Below are 15,852 nucleotides of genomic sequence, written 5' to 3'. Positions count from 1 at the left end.
AGTATGACTTGAGTTAAAATATTATGCCCACCGTTTTAATTACTGGTTCTTGTGGTCTGATTGGTTCAGAATCGGTTCATTTTTTTGCCCAAAAAGGTTTTCATGTTGTAGGTATCGATAATAATATGCGGGCGGTATTTTTTGGGGAATCGGCTTCCACAGATTGGAATCGTCGTATCCTAGAAGATAAATATGGTGAGAGCTATTGTCACTATGATATTGATATCCGCGATCGCTCCGCAGTCGAAAACCTATTTCAAGAATACTCTTCCAATATTTCTCTGATTATTCATACAGCAGCACAACCATCCCATGACTGGGCAGCAAAAGATCCTCATACAGATTTTACAGTTAATGCCAATGGTACTTTAGTATTACTAGAAGCAACTCGACAATACTGCCCTGATGCAATTTTTATCTTTACCTCGACAAACAAAGTCTATGGCGATACTCCTAATTATTTACCCTTGCAGGAGTTAGAAACTCGCTGGGAAATTGAACCAAATCATCAATATACACAAGGCATTGATGAGTCAATGACAATTGACAACTCCAAACATTCTTTATTTGGTGCTTCTAAAGTTGCCGCAGATATACTAGTTCAAGAATATGGTAAATACTTCGGCATGAGAACTGCTAGCTTTAGAGGAGGTTGCTTGACTGGCCCGAACCATTCTGGCGCTCAGTTACACGGCTTTCTAGCGTACTTAATGAAATGTACTATAATTGGCGAAACTTATACCATATTTGGCTATCAAGGCAAACAGGTTAGAGATAATATACACAGTTATGATCTGGTCAATGCATTTTACCATTTTTATGAAAATCCCAGATGTGGAGAAGTTTATAATATTGGGGGTTCGCGACATAGCAATTGTTCTATGTTAGAAGCAATTTCAATTTCCGAAAAGATTGTAGGTAAAAAGATGCAATACACCTATACAGAACAGAATCGGTCTGGCGATCATATCTGGTACATTTCAGATGTAAGGAAGTTTCGTTCTCACTATCCAAGATGGGAATATAATTATAATCTTCAACAGATACTAGAGGAGATTTATTATGCTCAAGCATCTAGAAAACAAACTAATCTAAAACTCACTAAATCATCTTTTCAAAATACTAGTTTAGTCAGAATACGTGAAAGTTGACAACCAGAAAATAATTCAGGAGTCAGGAGTCAGAATTCAGTATTGAATTGGAGTCCGACTGGCGAATGACGCAGTAGTAGCGAGTTCGCGGGCATCTGAATCAAAGGCGTTTTTGTACCTCCACTAAATCTGCATACTTAGAGGTCAACTTTCGTAGTCGTGAGTTTGAATCCCCGACTTTCTTATTCTGATTTCTGAATTCTTCTTCAACGAACACCAAGCCTTCACTGACTCACAAAGATTCTGCTTTTAATTACAAGATTTCGTTATTTCAAACTGATAAATAAATTTAACTCAAATGCAGGATAAAGAAAAAATTGGCATTGTTTTAGCAACCTATAATCCTCAACTTGAATATTTTTATAAACAGATTAAGTCAATTCAAAACCAAACTTGGCAAAACTGGATTTGTCATATTGTTGATGACTGCTCTAAGCCGGAATATCAAACTGAAATCCAGAAAATTATTGAAAATGATTCACGATTTATCTATCATTTTCACAGCCATAATCTTAAACATTATTATAATTTTGAACGGGGTTTACAATACTGTGTTCAAGATCCTAGTATTACAGCGATCGCCTTTTCAGATCAAGATGATATTTGGCAAACAGAAAAGCTAGAAATATTGATAACAGAACTACGCTCAGAACAAATGCTCCTAGTCCATTCTGACCTGGAACTTATCAACAGTTATGATGAAATAATCCATCCTTCTACCTGGAATTTTGAAGGACGTAATCCTGAAAAAGCTACGATGGAGTTATTACTGCTTCGCAATGTGGTAACGGGATGCTCGTTGTTGTTTTGTACTTCTCTACTCACTTATATTCTACCCTTTCCACAAGGAAATGAGGTTGGTTTGCATCACGATTGGTGGGTAGCATTGGTTGCAATTCAAAAAGGTAAAATTGGCCATATTCGGCAACCTTTAGTCCGCTATAGGCTCCATAGTTCCAATGCAGTAGGAGCAATGCAAAATGCGGGCAATTTTTACACTGAACTTATGCTGTGGTTCAGGAAAAAATATCGAATTACAGGTAAAAGCTATTTAATTCATTGTAACTTGAGTAAAGCATTTCAGGCTAGATTTTACCAACAATTAGACTCAAGCTGGTCTAATCCTTTTGATGATCGGCGATTAGATTTTGGTTGGGCTGTTTTTAAGCTGTGTTACCAAAGTTTAAAAGTAGGATATCGTTCTGAAGGCATAGCACTACGAATTTTAATTTTTAAAATTTTATTCGATATTCAACGAGTTCAAAATTATATCTTCAAGGTGTTGCCCATATTTCAAGCGACCAAGAGCAATATCCAAAACAAATGAACCAGCAGCAACCTATCTCAGTATCCGTTATTTTAGTTAACTATAATGGAGCAGAAATTCTACCAGATTGTTTAAAATCTATACAAAAATTTATTGATGTACCTACCTATGAAATCATTCTTGTGGACAATGCTTCTAGCGATGGTAGTGTTGAATTAGTTGCAGAAAATTACCCCCAAATTCGCCTAGTTAAACAGAAAGAAAATCGCGGCTTTGGAGCAGGAAATAATGCAGGTGCAAAACTTGCTAGTGGAGAATTCTTATTTTTATTAAATACTGATACGGTACTTACTAGTAATATTTTTCCGCATCTAATTAAGTTGATGGAAGCAGACCCACAGGTAGGAATTATTGGCCCAAAATTGTTGAATTCAGATGGTAGTTTACAAATTTCTATTTCACCAGCATTAGGAATTCAAGGTGAATATCAAGCTCGTCAGATACACCAAGCTTATCAAAATATCTCTCAGCAAAATTTGATTGAGCAGAAATTCCAAGAAATTCAAGAGGTCGATATTGTTGTAGGGGCTGCTTTTTTTATTCGTTCAATTTTATTTGATGAATTAGGTGGATTTGATGAAAACTTTTTCATGTATTTTGAAGAGTCAGATTTATGCCAAAGAGCGCAGAATCAAGGATATAAAATTATCTACACGCCTCATGTATCTTTGATTCATTTGAAAGGATACTCGATTCAAAAGGCTGCAAATACAATGGCTATAGAATATAGACGTAGCCAGATTTATTATTATCAAAAACATCGCCCTTGGTGGGAACAATTACTATTACGTATATATCTTTTCTATAAATTTTTTTGGGAATTTATAACTACAGCTAATCCTAACAGTCTAAAAGTTATCATTTTGTTATTTGCAATTAAAAAATCTGCTATCAAAGCACCTGTATCTAATTAATAATGTAGTAACTTTATTATGCCTATATTAGTCAATTTATCTTTTGCCCCAGCACAGCCTACAGGTTGGTTAAGCTATAGTCTGAATTTATTAAAAGAGCTAAAAAATTTAGACATTAATGTATTAAGTCCAATTGGAATTTCTGATATTAAATCTCATCATTCGCCACCAGATATGACGACGGATTTTGGGATGAAAGGCCATTTAAAGCGTCTGCTATGGACGCAATTTAAACTGCCAAATTTATATCGACAGATGAAGTCTACATTACTATTTTGTCCTATCCCAGAGGCTCCTTTATTTTCTTCCTGTTCTTATGTCGTTACTGTTCATGATTTAATTCCTTTAAGATTTCCACAATGGTTTTCTATAACGCAGCGACTTTATTGCAGCTATTATATTCGTGCTGTAATAAGACAATCAAAGCACGTTATTTGTGATTCAATGGCAACTGCTGAAGATTTAAGAAAATTTTTGGGAGTTACCGAAGACAAAATAACTGCGATTCCACTAGCATACGACAGCGAAAAGTTTCGTTTTTTGGATTTACCAACGCAAAATTATTTTCTCTATTTAGGACGGCATAATCCTCACAAAAATCCTGAACGCTTAATTACGGCCTTTGCCGCACTGCCTAACCGTCAAGACTATGAACTTTGGTTAGCAGGACCAAGCGATCGCCGTTATACTCCAGTTTTAAAAGCGCAAGTAGAGAAACTAGGTATAACTAATCAGGTAAAGTTCCTTGACTATGTACCGTATGGCGAATTACCAAAAATAATCAATCAAGCGATCGCTCTGGTTTTCCCCAGTCTCTGGGAAGGTTTTGGTTTACCTGTCCTGGAAGCAATGGCTTGTGGTACTCCCGTCATTACCTCCAATCTCTCCTCCTTACCAGAAGTGGCTGGCGATGCGGCGATTCTGATCAACCCCTACAACACAGGAGAAATTACAGAGGCGATGCAGGTTATTGCAACTGATTCGGAATTGCGATCGCGCCTTTCTAGCCACGGTATCACTCACTCTCAACAATTCAGTTGGGAAAAAACAGGAAAAGCAACCGTCGAAGTTTTATCCCGTTACATATAAAAGATAATCTAACGCCAGAATGTTAGATGCCAGGATTTGGGATTTTGTCCAGATTTCAGATTATCTTGACTAATGACTTGTAATCAATCCTCAATCCTTATGAAAGCACTAATTCTCTCTGGCGGAAAAGGTACACGCCTACGTCCCCTCACCTATAGCGGAGCAAAACAACTCGTACCAGTTGCGAATAAACCTGTTTTATGGTATGGCATTGAAGAAATGGTCGCTGCTGGTATTACTGATATTGGCATCATCATCAGCCCGGAAACTGGGGCAGAAGTCCAAGCGAAAACTGGAAATGGAGAATACTTTGGAGCGAACATCACCTACATCATCCAAGACCAGCCACTTGGACTTGCTCATGCCGTCCAAATCGCCCGTCCGTTTTTAGGAGATTCTCCTTTTGTCATGTACTTGGGCGATAACCTGATTCAATTAGGTGAGTTACGTTACTTTCTGCAACAATTTAGCCAACAACAGCCAGATGCTTTGATTCTCTTACGTTCGGTTGCCAATCCTAGCGCCTTTGGTGTGGCTCAGGTAGATGATACAGGACGGGTATTACAGTTAATTGAAAAACCCAAAGTTCCGCCTTCAAATTTGGCACTGGTAGGGGTTTATTTCTTTTCTCACCTCATCTATGATGCGATCGCAAATATCGAACCTTCGACCAGAGGCGAACTAGAAATCACTGATGCTATTCAATACCTCATTAATCAGGAAAAGCAAGTTTTAGCCTACAATCTCAAAGGTTGGTGGCTAGATACGGGTAAAAAAGATGACTTATTAGAAGCTAATAGATTAATTCTCGATACCTATCTGACAGCATCAGTTGTGGGCGAAATTGATGCCCATAGTCAGATTATTGGACGAGTCCAAATCGGGGTAAAATCTAAAGTAATTAACTGCACAATTCGGGGGCCAGTAGTCATTGGTAGCAATTGTCATTTAGAAAACTGCTTTATTGGCCCTTATAGTAGCATCGCTAACAATGTCACACTCATTGATACTGATTTAGAACACAGTGTGATTTTAGAAGCTGCTAAAATTGTTGGAATTCATCAGCGTATTATTGATAGTGTGATTGGGCAAAGGGCACAATTGACTCTTGCGCCCCGTCGCCCCAAAGCTTTGCGATTTCTAATTGGCGATGACTGTCAAATTGAACTAACGTGATTTACTTGTTAAAAACAGGAAAAGCCACAGTCGAAGTGTTACCTACTAGCTGTAAAATACAAGCATTAAATTACTCTCACAATTAACACTGTGGTGGGTTACTCGAAATAATATTAATGAGCATTGTCGGTACCAAAATTCCCGAAGTTATACAACTCGATCCCCAAGTATTCGCAGACGATCGCGGGTTCTTTTTTGAAGCTTACAACGACCAAAAATTTGCCCAAGAGACTGGTATTGTTACGAACTTTGTCCAAGATAACCACTCCTACTCCAAACAAAACGTCCTGCGTGGATTGCACTACCAAATCCAACAACCCCAAGGTAAACTTGTCCGGGCTATTGTTGGCACTATCTTTGACGTAGCCGTAGATATTAGAAAAAGTTCGACTACGTTTGGTAAATGGGTGGGTTATGAACTCAGTGCTGAGAACAAACGCCTACTGTGGATACCACCAGGCTTTGCTCATGGTTTTCTGGCGCTTTCAGAAATAGCCGAAGTTCTCTACAAAACTACAGATTACTACGCGCCCCAAAGCGATCGCACAATTCTATGGAACGATCCGGATTTAGCTATAGATTGGCCTCTGAGTGCGCCACCGATTTTATCAGCTAAAGACCAAGCCGGGAAACCTTTGAAAACTGCGGAAATATTTGATTAAGCTTAATGATTGCGTTAGGTTCGAGAACTAATTAGGATGAGTAAATCAATTTTGCTGATTGGTAGCAACGGTCAAGTGGGTAAGGAACTGCAACAAATTCTGCCTTCTTACGGCAATATTATCTCAGTGGCACGCCCAACAATAGACCTTGCCCAGACTGATACTCTGTGCAGTGTTATCAGATCCAACCAACCGCAAATCATCATTAACGCCGCAGCTTACACTGCTGTAGACAAAGCAGAAAGCGAAGCCGAACTTGCTACTGCTATTAATGCTACTGCACCCTTAATTATTGCCCAAGAAAGCCAAAAATTAGGAGCTTTTCTAATTCATATTTCGACCGATTATGTTTTTGATGGTAATGAGTATCGCCCTTATCAAGAAACCGATGCGACTAATCCCTTGAGTGTCTATGGTAAAACCAAACTCGCTGGAGAAGAAGCAATTCGGGCAACTTGCGCCCACCACCTCATCCTCCGTACTGCTTGGGTTTATGGAACCTTTGGCAAAAGTAACTTTGTCAAAACCATGCTGCGACTAGGTGCAGAACGCCAAGAACTTCGTGTTGTCGCCGATCAAATTGGTAGCCCGACTTGGGCGCAAGATATAGCCACAGTCATAGCCCAGATGATTCCTCAGTTAACCCCAGAAATTAGCGGCACTTATCACTACACTAATAGCGGCGTTGCTAGCTGGTATGACTTTGCTGTTGCCATTTTTGAAGAAGCCCAACAGCTGGGCTTCCCTTTAAAAGTTGAAAGTATTGTCCCGATTACAACTGCCGAATATCCCACACCAGCCCGTCGCCCTGCTTATTCCGTCCTTGCTTGTGGAAAAATTGCGGCAATTCTAGGAACTTATCCCCCCCATTGGCGACAAAGACTCCGACAAATGCTCACAGATTTCAAGAGTGGGCATAGGGCATAGGGCAATTCAATTTTGGATTTTGGATTTTAAATTTTGGATTAAATTTCAATCTAAAATCCAAAATCTAAAATTCTTGCTCCCCCAGTCCCCAGTCCCTATCCTCTTTTTAAAACTCCCGTCTCATGTTGTATGGGCAAGACATCTAAAATATCAGTTTGAGAACAATATTTTAAATCTTCTTGACAGTCAAGACGCAACAATCGTTGGCCGTGACTAGCTTGGTGAAGTAATCCCAATAAGTTATCTTGCCACTGAGAGTAAAGAGCGATCGCATTAATTACTTCATCATTACCAGCGAGTTCTTCTGGTGACAACTGGGTTTGCTGCACAAGACTATGAGCGATCGCACCCGCACAAACTGTATCCTCTAAAGAAAAACTGCCTTCCCAACCAGAACCGACAATCCATACTGTCTCTGGTTGCAACTCTTGGAGAAATTGCACCACCGCCGCCCGGTTAATCAAGGCTGCTGCTAATACATTTGGGGAGTCTTGTATGCGTTGTAAAGCACGAGTGCCATTTGTGGTACTGATAAACAAACGCCTCCCCTGCACCAATTCTGGTGTGCAGTCGAGGGGAGAGTTACCCAATTCAAAGCCAGCTACTTTCGCGCCGCCGCGTTCTCCAGCCCGCAGACGTTTTTCAAGAGGCCATTTTTCGCTAACTTCAATTAACTGATCTAAATCGCTGAATACTTGTACAGCTTCGCCTCCAGCTGCCAAAACTGTCGCAATTGTGCTAGTGGCTCGCAAGACATCGACTGCGATCGCACATTCTGGCGCTTCATCCGTTGGAGTCAATTCAGGAGTGTGGTATACAAATAGCTTCACGCGCTGGATACACCTGCTTTAATACTACTGCCGCAAATAACATTCTACCTAGTTGATGTCACTAACTATAGTCACAATTGCTCCTAAAGCATTTTTTAGCATCAAAATGCACGATGTAAGTCATTCAACAGATAAATACTCAAAAAGTCCATTTTTATGCTTTTAGACTTTCAGATTTGCTGCACTATCCTGTAATCTAAAACAAGAACGTACCTTTTAAAGCTGTATTTGGCATTCCAAGTTAGCACCACTACGCATACTGACTAAGCTTGCCAAATAAAAACCCAAATTTTCACCTCCACTCAGCTTATCCAAAATCTCAAATCGCAAATTGCTATGGCACCTTTACCCGACTACCGCCCTAAACAACTATCTTTAGGCCCGTTGGAAGCGGAAATTTTAAATATCATCTGGGAACTTGGTTCAGCCACAGTAAAGGATGTACACGATCGCATTCTGGCTGATCCCAACCGCGAATTAGCGTATACTTCTGTAACCACCGTCTTACGTCGCCTCACTGATAAAGGTTGGCTAGCCTGCGACAAAAAAGAGCGAGCATTCTATTGGCGGCCAATGCTGAGTAAGCAGCAAGCAGATGTGATCAAAGCTCACGAGCAGTTACAGCGATTTTTAGCGGTGGGAAACCCCGATGTTGTTGCTGCCTTCGCCGATAGTCTGGATGAAGCAGCTAGTGAGCAAATAGCCGCGATCGCCAAACGCATTCAATCAGCACGCCAAGCCAGGGAGGAAAAATGATGCATCTAATAATGATTTTGAATGCTTTGGCAGTTGCCTGGTGGTTAAGATCCTCTTGGAATCAACACCAAGGAAGTTGGAGTCTGCGGTGGAGGCGATCGCTATTTTTGTTCCTCTTCCCCCCCTTGCTAATTTTCATGACTGCGATCGCTGTGCTGTTTATGGGGCCTCAAGGAGAAATGGGCGGGATGTACACAGGCTCCGTCAGCTATGTGGTGGCATTAATTTATATAGCATTTTTTGCCATTTTATGTATTAAACTTGCCTTCCAGGGTTGGCAGTCTGTGGAATCTGCGCGTAACTGTCCTCTGGTGAATTTGGGGGATAAACGAGCCAGGTTACTGCAAACGGGCGCGTTGTTTGCGGGTCAAATTGGTTTTTGGCAACCAGAATTAGTGATTAGCCAGGGATTACTGCAAACTCTCTCACCAGATCATTTAGAAAGCGTCTTAGCGCATGAGCAAGGGCATCATTATTATAGGGATACGTTCTGGTTTTTTTGGCTGGGTTGGGTGCGTTCCTGCACAGCATGGTTGCCAAATACAGAGTCTTTGTGGGAAGAACTGTTAGCTTTGCGCGAACTCCGTGCCGATAGTTATGCAGCCTTGCAGGTAGACCCTTTGGTGTTAGCGGAATCACTTTTATTAGTAGTGAGTACCAGCCCAGTATTATCGGAAATTTGCTGTGCTGCATTGGGTTCTTCTGGTGCAGATCGCTTAGAACAGAGAATTGAAGCCCTATTAGCGCCACCAGAACCAATCCAAGAATCTCAATTGCAGTCTTGGCATGGTTTTCTTTTGGCGTTATTGCCTCTAGTAGCTGTGATATTTCACACATAATAAGTAATTTGGCCTAAATAATACAATTATCAGGGGAGTCAATTAATAATTGTACTGACAACTATCGCATCTGTTCAAAATGCAAATATCGACGCGATCGCTTACTATTCCTCAAGTACTATAGCAATCCGATTTGATTTGTGAAATTATTTGCGTAGGCTGGGAGTAGGGAGTAGGGAGTGGGGAGTAGGGAAGAAGCCTCTTTGAGTTGTACTGAGTTTTTTCAAAAATCAAATATGAGTCCTATAGGCAGGAAGGTAAGCGATCGCTGTTTTTTGCTTGTTTAGTTAACAAGCAAGTGACATCTGGTCGCCGTAAAATCGTTTCAGACGAGGCACTAACTGATTTTCCCAGCAGTTAGCCAAGTCTTTTAGTTCAAGAGTAAAAACAGTTGCATCTGTGTAAGGGTGGGCAACAACAATTAGTGCATGACTAATTTCCAGATTGTAAAAATTCCGAACTGCCTTGACTTGGGCAGTTACTTGCTCTAACTTATTGCCATTGCCGAGAAATGCTAACTCAGAAATAGCCTGCGTGCTTGATGTCCACTCAATTACATGAAGTATTCCATCGTATTTGCCCATAAAATCTAGCTTGGCAGCATAGGGTAAAATTCCTTTCCAAGGAACTACCTTTTCTACAAGGTGAACTTCACTGATTTTTTCTATAACTGGTTCTATGCTAAGTCGATAAGCCTTAATGCGATCGCAGTAGTGCGCTAAAGGCTGATTATTAAAGTGCTGCTCCATCATTTTATGAAAAGATGCTCCCTCAGTACGATTTCTATAGGCAATCCAATCTGATTCTCGTTTATCTAGATTTTGCTGCCGTTTTGGAACAGTGATAGTTTTCTTAGACCAAGTGGTGTTAAACACTGTGCCTATAGCCGGACGAAGTTTTCCGTCAAATTCATCCTGGTAGAAGGATAGACCATTAAGCGAAATGGGACGTTGAAGATTTAACTCCAGTTGCTTATATTCTTCCAGTTTTTGCCCAAACGAGGATAAAGGCTGAAAAAGCCCAGATATATTGTGCTGTTGGTGATTCATATTGAACTTTGATGTTTAAAAGATGAACTTTCCCTGATTCGTCACAGCTAAAGGATCTTTCTTTAGGCAGTGATGCTCTCAGTTGGAGATTCACCATCAATGCATGGAGCTATAGGAAACTCAGCATTTAGGTTAAACAGAAATATATCCCGGCAATTGAGGAATTATGAAATATTTACCCGCACTACATTACGTGAGTAAACAGCCACATTGCTTACAGCACAAAGCAATGCTGACATTTTTTTGGAAATTTTAATGTTAGCCGTTTTGACAAAAAGCTAACAAATGGGTTTTGTTAGTTTCGCTTATTTGTTAACCGTTTTTTTATTTGGTTTACTAGCTGTTTACGTTGTTTGCAAGATAAATTTGTATCGCCAACGTAGTGATTTCCCTTCATCAGCCATTTGGCTACGTCTCGCCCCAAAGTAGTAATTTTTATATGCGTACTGTACTTAGGAGCCGCTATCTTATTAGACTTTCGAGGTAAGTTTTTGTAATTATTACGGATAATCAAGCCCCGATTTTCTAGTCTCTTAAGAGAGCGAGACAGGTCAGAACGGTCAGATGATGTATATTTACTTAAGCTTTTATTCTCAATATTTTTCTCATAAAATTCTGATGGATGAAGCCACCACGGAAATCCCAAGTCATCAATGTAATGAGCAAGGTCAGGATTAGAGTCACCAGTTTGATCTTCATCAGCAAGGTCAGGATTAGAAAACTTAATATCTTCCTCCTCTACTACTTGCATCCGAAACTCCAAAACGCTCAAAATTCTTTTTTGTAAACGGCTGAGTTTTCGAGTTGCTTTTCTAACTTGTGGACTGTCCAAATGTTTGTTTATCTCAGCAATCCTCAATTTAGCTTCGCTTTCTTTCCGCAACTGCTTGGCTGGAAACACTGAGCCTTGTGTATCAACCAAGTTGGCTACTATGTAACCTAAGTAGGTAAATTTAATTGCTGTGGTGCGCTTAGGTGGCGGAGTATCGGTAGATAGGCGAGGCTGACAATTGTAATTATTCCGAATAATTAAACCACGATACTCTAACTTTGCTAGAGATTTAGACCAAGAAGCTCGCTTGGATGCTGACCATTCTGATCCTTGCCCAAAAAATTTAAAAAATGGTGTCAAAATCTCTCTATTGTTTCCTGGCTTCCAAGGAAATCCCCATATACTAGCTTGTTGAAACCATTCTGGTTTGTGAGATTCTTTTGCTGCTGAATACCAAACTTTTAGCTGATCTAATTCAACAAGCAAAATTAACTTCTGTTGAGGACTAAGTTTTTTAGCAGCTGTTTTAGCTTCTAAACTGTTTAGGTCTTCGTTCCACTCCGGTAAATTCACGGCAAATTAGCCTGTATACAGGTTGCTCTGTGCCTTGGATATTTTGGCACAACTGTATTGCTACCTTTATACCCCATACCTCGAATCATAAGACTTTGGATTACTTTTAACTCAGAATCAGTGCGAGGAGATCACTTAATACTTGCTCATCAACTTTTGAACAACTCCACAATCACCTTTGCCAAATACTCATACTCCTCCCGCCTATTGTAAATCTGCGCCGAAATCCGCACCAGTAGCCGAGGTTTTTCCTGCCACGGAATCATCTGCACTTGAATCCCAAACTTATCAAACAACTCATCGTGTACAGCCATAAAATCGCGGTTTTCCAACATCGCAGGCATTGGCACAACCGCCATTGAACCAATCATTTCCTCTGGACAAGGCAGCTGCACTTCTAGCGCTTCACAAAGTAGCAGTCTTCCCTGCAATACTAGCTGATGATTTTGCTGCATCAATTCTTTCCACCCACCAGGTAGCAACGAACCCATAAAAGCGATCGCTTCTGGTACACACATATAAGCTGTAGGATCATCTGTACCTGTCCAATCAAATTCCAACTGAAAGCGTGTTTTATCAGTCCGTGGTGAATTTGTCCCGTGGCTAATTGTCAGAGGACGAATTTCTGACTGTTTATCTCGTTGCACATACAAAAATGCTGCTCCTTTGGGCGCACACAGCCATTTATGACAATTCCCGGTGTAATAAGTTGCACCAATTTCTCGCAAATTCAGGGAAATCATTCCAGGCGCATGGGCACCATCTACCAATGTATCTACACCCCGTTGTTGTAACTCCTTCACCAACTCTTGAATCGGGAAAATTAGCCCTGTCTGGCTGGTAACATGATCTAAAAGTGCTAATCGGGTTTTTGACGAAACTCGCTCAATTACTGCTGCTACTACTTGCTGTTGCGAGTCAATAGGGAAAGGAATTTTTGCCACCACTACCCGCGCCCCAGTGCGACTAGCAACAAAATCAAGTGCATTGCGACAAGCATTATATTCGTGGTTGGTTGTAAGTATTTCGTCTTTTGGTGAAAACCTCAGCGACCTTAACACCGAGTTAACACCAGTCGTCGCATTGGGGACAAATACCAAATCCTCGACATCAGCACCCACAAACGCCGCCAGCTTACTTCTCGCATCGTCTAGCAGGGGTTCCCACTCTCTACCAAAAAAGCGTAGAGGTTCCTGTTCTAGTTGCAACCTCAGACGTTGTTGAAATTCCAGCACTTGTTTAGGACAAGCACCAAAAGACCCATGATTCAGAAACGTCACAGCCGAGTCAAGCGACCATAAACCTCTGATGGATAATTTAGAATCCAAAATTTAAAATCCAAAATTGCTCAACTCCCCAGGCTGGATTCGAACCAGCGACCAATCGATTAACAGTCGATCGCTCTACCACTGAGCTACTGAGGACCACTCACGATTTATAATCTTAGGGCTAAAAATCGGATTTGGCAAGTACTTTCGCCAATATTTTTTTTAGATGCTTAATTATAGAATTTTTGCAGTCAAAATCCATTCAGAAACTTAAGCAGAGACTTTTAAATATAAATACTGATATCTACTGTAATCCCATTCGTAACTCAGCCAGACGCTGCCGCGCTTTAGCATCAATAGCATTCGCTAAAAACCTACTTTTAGATTGTTTGCGCGTATGATACTTTTGTCGCATCCGGCAGACGCTAGTTTCCACTTCCCCACAGAGTTGTTGTGCCGACAACCATTCAGCCCCATACCCTTGTATCATCAACTGCTGTGCCCGGTCTGATGTAGCAACAATCACACGAGAAATCAAACATTGGGCTATTTGCTGGCGCATAGACGCACAGGATTTTTCAATATAAGTATCTGCTGTCTGCCCAAAATCAGTGTAATAAACTGATAAAAGCTCAGTAATTATTTCTTTATTACTAGAGGAGTTCTGATATTGGGCATCAAAAACTATCTGAGTTGCATAACCTTGAAACGCACTATAACCAGTCATTGCTTCCACAAGTTCACCCCGTGCTGCCTCTAGTCCAACACGATCACGCGTTTTTTTAAGGCAAGGCCAAGCGCCAATTATATTGTAGCCGTCCACTAACAAAACGGCTTGGAGTAAGGAACGGGGCATGGTTTTTAATCACAATTTTCTAGAGTTAACAAAATTCATTCATAAGTTTTATAATAATTGATGCATTGTCTGTAACACTATGCTACACAGAATAAAAAATACGATAGCCTCACAAAACTACAACCTAAGACAGACGCACCAAATTAAAAAGCGCCTTTGTTTAAAAGGCGCGTTGTAGTTCTTTTTCAGTAGTGTTCAGGAGTGCTGATTGCTGAGTGCAATGAATTTTACTTATTTACTCAGCACTCAGCACTTAATTAAGAGGCTTCGCTGTGTACCTCCATCAGACGTTGTTTAAGGCGCTGGGCTTCACCCCCATCAACAAGAGAGCCTTTTTCTAGCAAGAAAGCGCCGTCACAGTAATTTAACTCGTCTAATCGATGTGTTACCCACAGGGCTGTAATACCTCGACTTTTGACGAGGCGGCGCACACCAGCAACTAAATCCAACTGGCTATCTGGATCTAGTAAAGCAGTGGGTTCATCTAATAATAAGACTTCACAGCGGCGGGCGATCGCACCTGCGATCGCAACTCGCTGTTTCTGTCCCCCAGAAAGTGCATAAATAGGGCGTCGTTGGAAGGCAAGCAAATTCACTGCCCCTAGCGCCTCCTCAACCCTTGCTCTAGTTGCAGCAGGTGGCAACTTTTCTTCCACCAATCCAAAAGCCACATCAGCACCAACCGTTGGCATCACCAGTTGATGATCCGGATTTTGGAAGACAAAGCCAACAGGGTGCAAAACCCGAATTTCGCCAGATTCAGGAGCTAATAGCCCCGCCAGCAGTCTAAGTAACGTTGATTTTCCACTGCCATTTGTACCCAAGAGCATCCAAAACTCACCCTTGGGTACTTCTAAAGAGCAAGATTTGATAACTTGCTCTCCATTAGGCCAGCTGAAATTTAAATCCTTGACCTCAATGCCCACTTGAGCCATTTGTCAACCTTGGTTACTCAGCAGCTACAGCGAAAAAGCCAGGAGGTCTGCCACCACCAGGGGTTGTACCATCTTTCTGAACAATCTGCACCCCAGAAATTTCACTAGCGCGGACAGCAATTTTTTTCTCTGTCTTGCCCTCGCACTTGAGTTCCACAATGTCAGGGTTCCCAGAGCGTATAGCTGCCAAAATTAGCTGATAGACAGCTTCAGCATCCTCTGCTGACTTACGTTGTACTGAGATCGGGAAAGCAGTGTTTCTGATGCTTAAATCGATGGTAAACATTTAGCAATAATCAAATTTAACTGTAGGACTCATTTTAGCGTCAGCTGAGTGATTCTAGGGAAATGGGCATTGGGCATTGGGCATGGTTATTCCCCTTGTCCCCTCATTCCCCCACTCCCTACTCCCTACTCCCTACTCCCTACTCCCCCTCTTCTGAATAAAAAATTAATTTTTATGACAAATCCCCTAGAAAAATTAGCGATTTACACCTAATATGATTAAAGGTATGTAAAAAATTGTAAACTTGGTTAACAACCCGGTTAACTTTCTGCTTGTGGAAGGCTTTTATATAGCCATCTATAATACAGATACAACCTGTACTTATAAACATTTGGAGATTTGCTCTAATGACCATCGCAGTTGGACGTGCCCCCAGTAGAGGGTGGTTTGACGTTCTAGACGACTGGCTCAAGCGCGATCGCTTCGTATTCGTAGGTTGGTC

At 41.1% G+C, this 15,852-nt stretch carries 16 protein-coding genes and 1 tRNA gene; 9 read left to right on the top strand and 8 right to left on the bottom strand.

What is annotated here, in order from left to right:
• Nucleotides 1–23 precede the first annotated feature (23 nt).
• The 7 genes from V7K30_RS06495 (at nt 24) to rfbD (ending at nt 7,246) form a co-directional block, all read left to right on the top strand.
• Nucleotides 24–1,151, top strand: a complete 1,128-nt coding sequence (locus V7K30_RS06495; protein WP_334998268.1) for an NAD-dependent epimerase/dehydratase family protein — start codon at nt 24–26, stop codon at nt 1,149–1,151.
• Nucleotides 1,152–1,449: 298 nt separating this feature from the next.
• Nucleotides 1,450–2,478: a glycosyltransferase family 2 protein gene (locus V7K30_RS06490; protein ID WP_334998266.1), complete on the top strand. Its 1,029-nt coding sequence runs from the start codon at nt 1,450–1,452 to the stop codon at nt 2,476–2,478.
• Nucleotides 2,475–3,392 (top strand): glycosyltransferase family 2 protein, encoded by a 918-nt coding sequence (locus tag V7K30_RS06485; RefSeq protein WP_334998264.1) that lies wholly within the window; start codon nt 2,475–2,477, stop codon nt 3,390–3,392. Before V7K30_RS06490 ends, V7K30_RS06485 begins: the two co-directional genes overlap by 4 nt.
• 18 nt (nt 3,393–3,410) lie before the next feature.
• On the top strand, nt 3,411–4,481 hold the full coding sequence (locus tag V7K30_RS06480; protein WP_334998262.1) for a glycosyltransferase family 4 protein: 1,071 nt from the start codon (nt 3,411–3,413) through the stop codon (nt 4,479–4,481).
• Between the two features lie 99 nt (nt 4,482–4,580).
• A complete protein-coding gene (locus V7K30_RS06475; protein ID WP_334998260.1) occupies nt 4,581–5,657 on the top strand; it encodes a glucose-1-phosphate thymidylyltransferase in 1,077 nt (358 codons plus the stop codon).
• A gap of 116 nt (nt 5,658–5,773) precedes the next feature.
• Entirely contained in the window at nt 5,774–6,319 is a 546-nt protein-coding gene (rfbC, locus tag V7K30_RS06470; RefSeq protein ID WP_334998258.1) for a dTDP-4-dehydrorhamnose 3,5-epimerase, read from the top strand.
• Nucleotides 6,320–6,355: 36 nt separating this feature from the next.
• A complete protein-coding gene (gene rfbD, locus V7K30_RS06465; protein WP_334998256.1) occupies nt 6,356–7,246 on the top strand; it encodes a dTDP-4-dehydrorhamnose reductase in 891 nt (296 codons plus the stop codon).
• Between the two features lie 95 nt (nt 7,247–7,341).
• Here the strand turns inward: rfbD and V7K30_RS06460 are convergent, their stop codons facing one another.
• Nucleotides 7,342–8,076: a 2-phosphosulfolactate phosphatase family protein gene (locus tag V7K30_RS06460; protein WP_334998254.1), complete on the bottom strand. Its 735-nt coding sequence runs from the start codon at nt 8,074–8,076 to the stop codon at nt 7,342–7,344.
• Between the two features lie 336 nt (nt 8,077–8,412).
• Between V7K30_RS06460 and V7K30_RS06455 the strand changes: the two genes are divergently transcribed.
• Nucleotides 8,413–8,832, top strand: coding sequence for a BlaI/MecI/CopY family transcriptional regulator (locus V7K30_RS06455; RefSeq protein ID WP_292770778.1), 420 nt, complete (start codon nt 8,413–8,415; stop codon nt 8,830–8,832).
• On the top strand, nt 8,832–9,671 hold the full coding sequence (locus V7K30_RS06450) for a M56 family metallopeptidase (protein ID WP_334998392.1): 840 nt from the start codon (nt 8,832–8,834) through the stop codon (nt 9,669–9,671). Before V7K30_RS06455 ends, V7K30_RS06450 begins: the two co-directional genes overlap by 1 nt.
• Nucleotides 9,672–9,958: 287 nt before the next feature.
• Here the strand turns inward: V7K30_RS06450 and V7K30_RS06445 are convergent, their stop codons facing one another.
• The 7 genes from V7K30_RS06445 to V7K30_RS06415 form a co-directional block, all read right to left on the bottom strand.
• Nucleotides 9,959–10,720 carry a hypothetical protein gene (locus V7K30_RS06445; protein ID WP_334998252.1) on the bottom strand — a complete coding sequence of 254 codons (762 nt, stop codon included), beginning with the start codon at nt 10,718–10,720 and terminating at the stop codon, nt 9,959–9,961.
• Nucleotides 10,721–11,015: 295 nt separating this feature from the next.
• On the bottom strand, nt 11,016–12,065 hold the full coding sequence (locus tag V7K30_RS06440) for a hypothetical protein (protein WP_334998250.1): 1,050 nt from the start codon (nt 12,063–12,065) through the stop codon (nt 11,016–11,018).
• Nucleotides 12,066–12,214: 149 nt separating this feature from the next.
• Nucleotides 12,215–13,393 carry an aminotransferase class V-fold PLP-dependent enzyme gene (locus tag V7K30_RS06435; protein ID WP_334998248.1) on the bottom strand — a complete coding sequence of 393 codons (1,179 nt, stop codon included), beginning with the start codon at nt 13,391–13,393 and terminating at the stop codon, nt 12,215–12,217.
• Between the two features lie 24 nt (nt 13,394–13,417).
• Nucleotides 13,418–13,489, bottom strand: a tRNA-Asn gene (locus tag V7K30_RS06430).
• A 148-nt stretch (nt 13,490–13,637) separates the two neighbouring features.
• Nucleotides 13,638–14,189, bottom strand: a complete 552-nt coding sequence (locus V7K30_RS06425; protein ID WP_334998246.1) for an NYN domain-containing protein — start codon at nt 14,187–14,189, stop codon at nt 13,638–13,640.
• Nucleotides 14,190–14,446: 257 nt separating this feature from the next.
• A complete protein-coding gene (locus tag V7K30_RS06420) occupies nt 14,447–15,124 on the bottom strand; it encodes an ABC transporter ATP-binding protein (protein WP_334998244.1) in 678 nt (225 codons plus the stop codon).
• A 13-nt stretch (nt 15,125–15,137) separates the two neighbouring features.
• Entirely contained in the window at nt 15,138–15,410 is a 273-nt protein-coding gene (locus tag V7K30_RS06415; protein ID WP_012410874.1) for a hypothetical protein, read from the bottom strand.
• Nucleotides 15,411–15,852 lie beyond the last annotated feature (442 nt).

The sequence above is a fragment of the Nostoc sp. genome, from assembly GCF_036917655.1.
In the GTDB taxonomy this organism is placed as follows: domain Bacteria; phylum Cyanobacteriota; class Cyanobacteriia; order Cyanobacteriales; family Nostocaceae; genus Nostoc.
This window is presented reverse-complemented; position numbering and strand designations above follow the sequence as displayed.

What these genes read in the sequence shown, in the direction of transcription:
- V7K30_RS06420 (WP_334998244.1), bottom strand. Translation starts at nt 15,124, where the DNA reads ATGGCTCAAGTGGGCATTGAGGTCAAGGATTTAAATTTCAGCTGGCCT.
- V7K30_RS06425 (WP_334998246.1), bottom strand. Translation starts at nt 14,189, where the DNA reads ATGCCCCGTTCCTTACTCCAAGCCGTTTTGTTAGTGGACGGCTACAAT.
- V7K30_RS06485 (WP_334998264.1), top strand. Translation starts at nt 2,475, where the DNA reads ATGAACCAGCAGCAACCTATCTCAGTATCCGTTATTTTAGTTAACTAT.
- V7K30_RS06455 (WP_292770778.1), top strand. Translation starts at nt 8,413, where the DNA reads ATGGCACCTTTACCCGACTACCGCCCTAAACAACTATCTTTAGGCCCG.
- rfbD (WP_334998256.1), top strand. Translation starts at nt 6,356, where the DNA reads ATGAGTAAATCAATTTTGCTGATTGGTAGCAACGGTCAAGTGGGTAAG.
- rfbC (WP_334998258.1), top strand. Translation starts at nt 5,774, where the DNA reads ATGAGCATTGTCGGTACCAAAATTCCCGAAGTTATACAACTCGATCCC.
- V7K30_RS06445 (WP_334998252.1), bottom strand. Translation starts at nt 10,720, where the DNA reads ATGAATCACCAACAGCACAATATATCTGGGCTTTTTCAGCCTTTATCC.
- V7K30_RS06475 (WP_334998260.1), top strand. Translation starts at nt 4,581, where the DNA reads ATGAAAGCACTAATTCTCTCTGGCGGAAAAGGTACACGCCTACGTCCC.
- V7K30_RS06480 (WP_334998262.1), top strand. Translation starts at nt 3,411, where the DNA reads ATGCCTATATTAGTCAATTTATCTTTTGCCCCAGCACAGCCTACAGGT.
- V7K30_RS06415 (WP_012410874.1), bottom strand. Translation starts at nt 15,410, where the DNA reads ATGTTTACCATCGATTTAAGCATCAGAAACACTGCTTTCCCGATCTCA.
- V7K30_RS06490 (WP_334998266.1), top strand. Translation starts at nt 1,450, where the DNA reads ATGCAGGATAAAGAAAAAATTGGCATTGTTTTAGCAACCTATAATCCT.
- V7K30_RS06495 (WP_334998268.1), top strand. Translation starts at nt 24, where the DNA reads ATGCCCACCGTTTTAATTACTGGTTCTTGTGGTCTGATTGGTTCAGAA.
- V7K30_RS06450 (WP_334998392.1), top strand. Translation starts at nt 8,832, where the DNA reads ATGCATCTAATAATGATTTTGAATGCTTTGGCAGTTGCCTGGTGGTTA.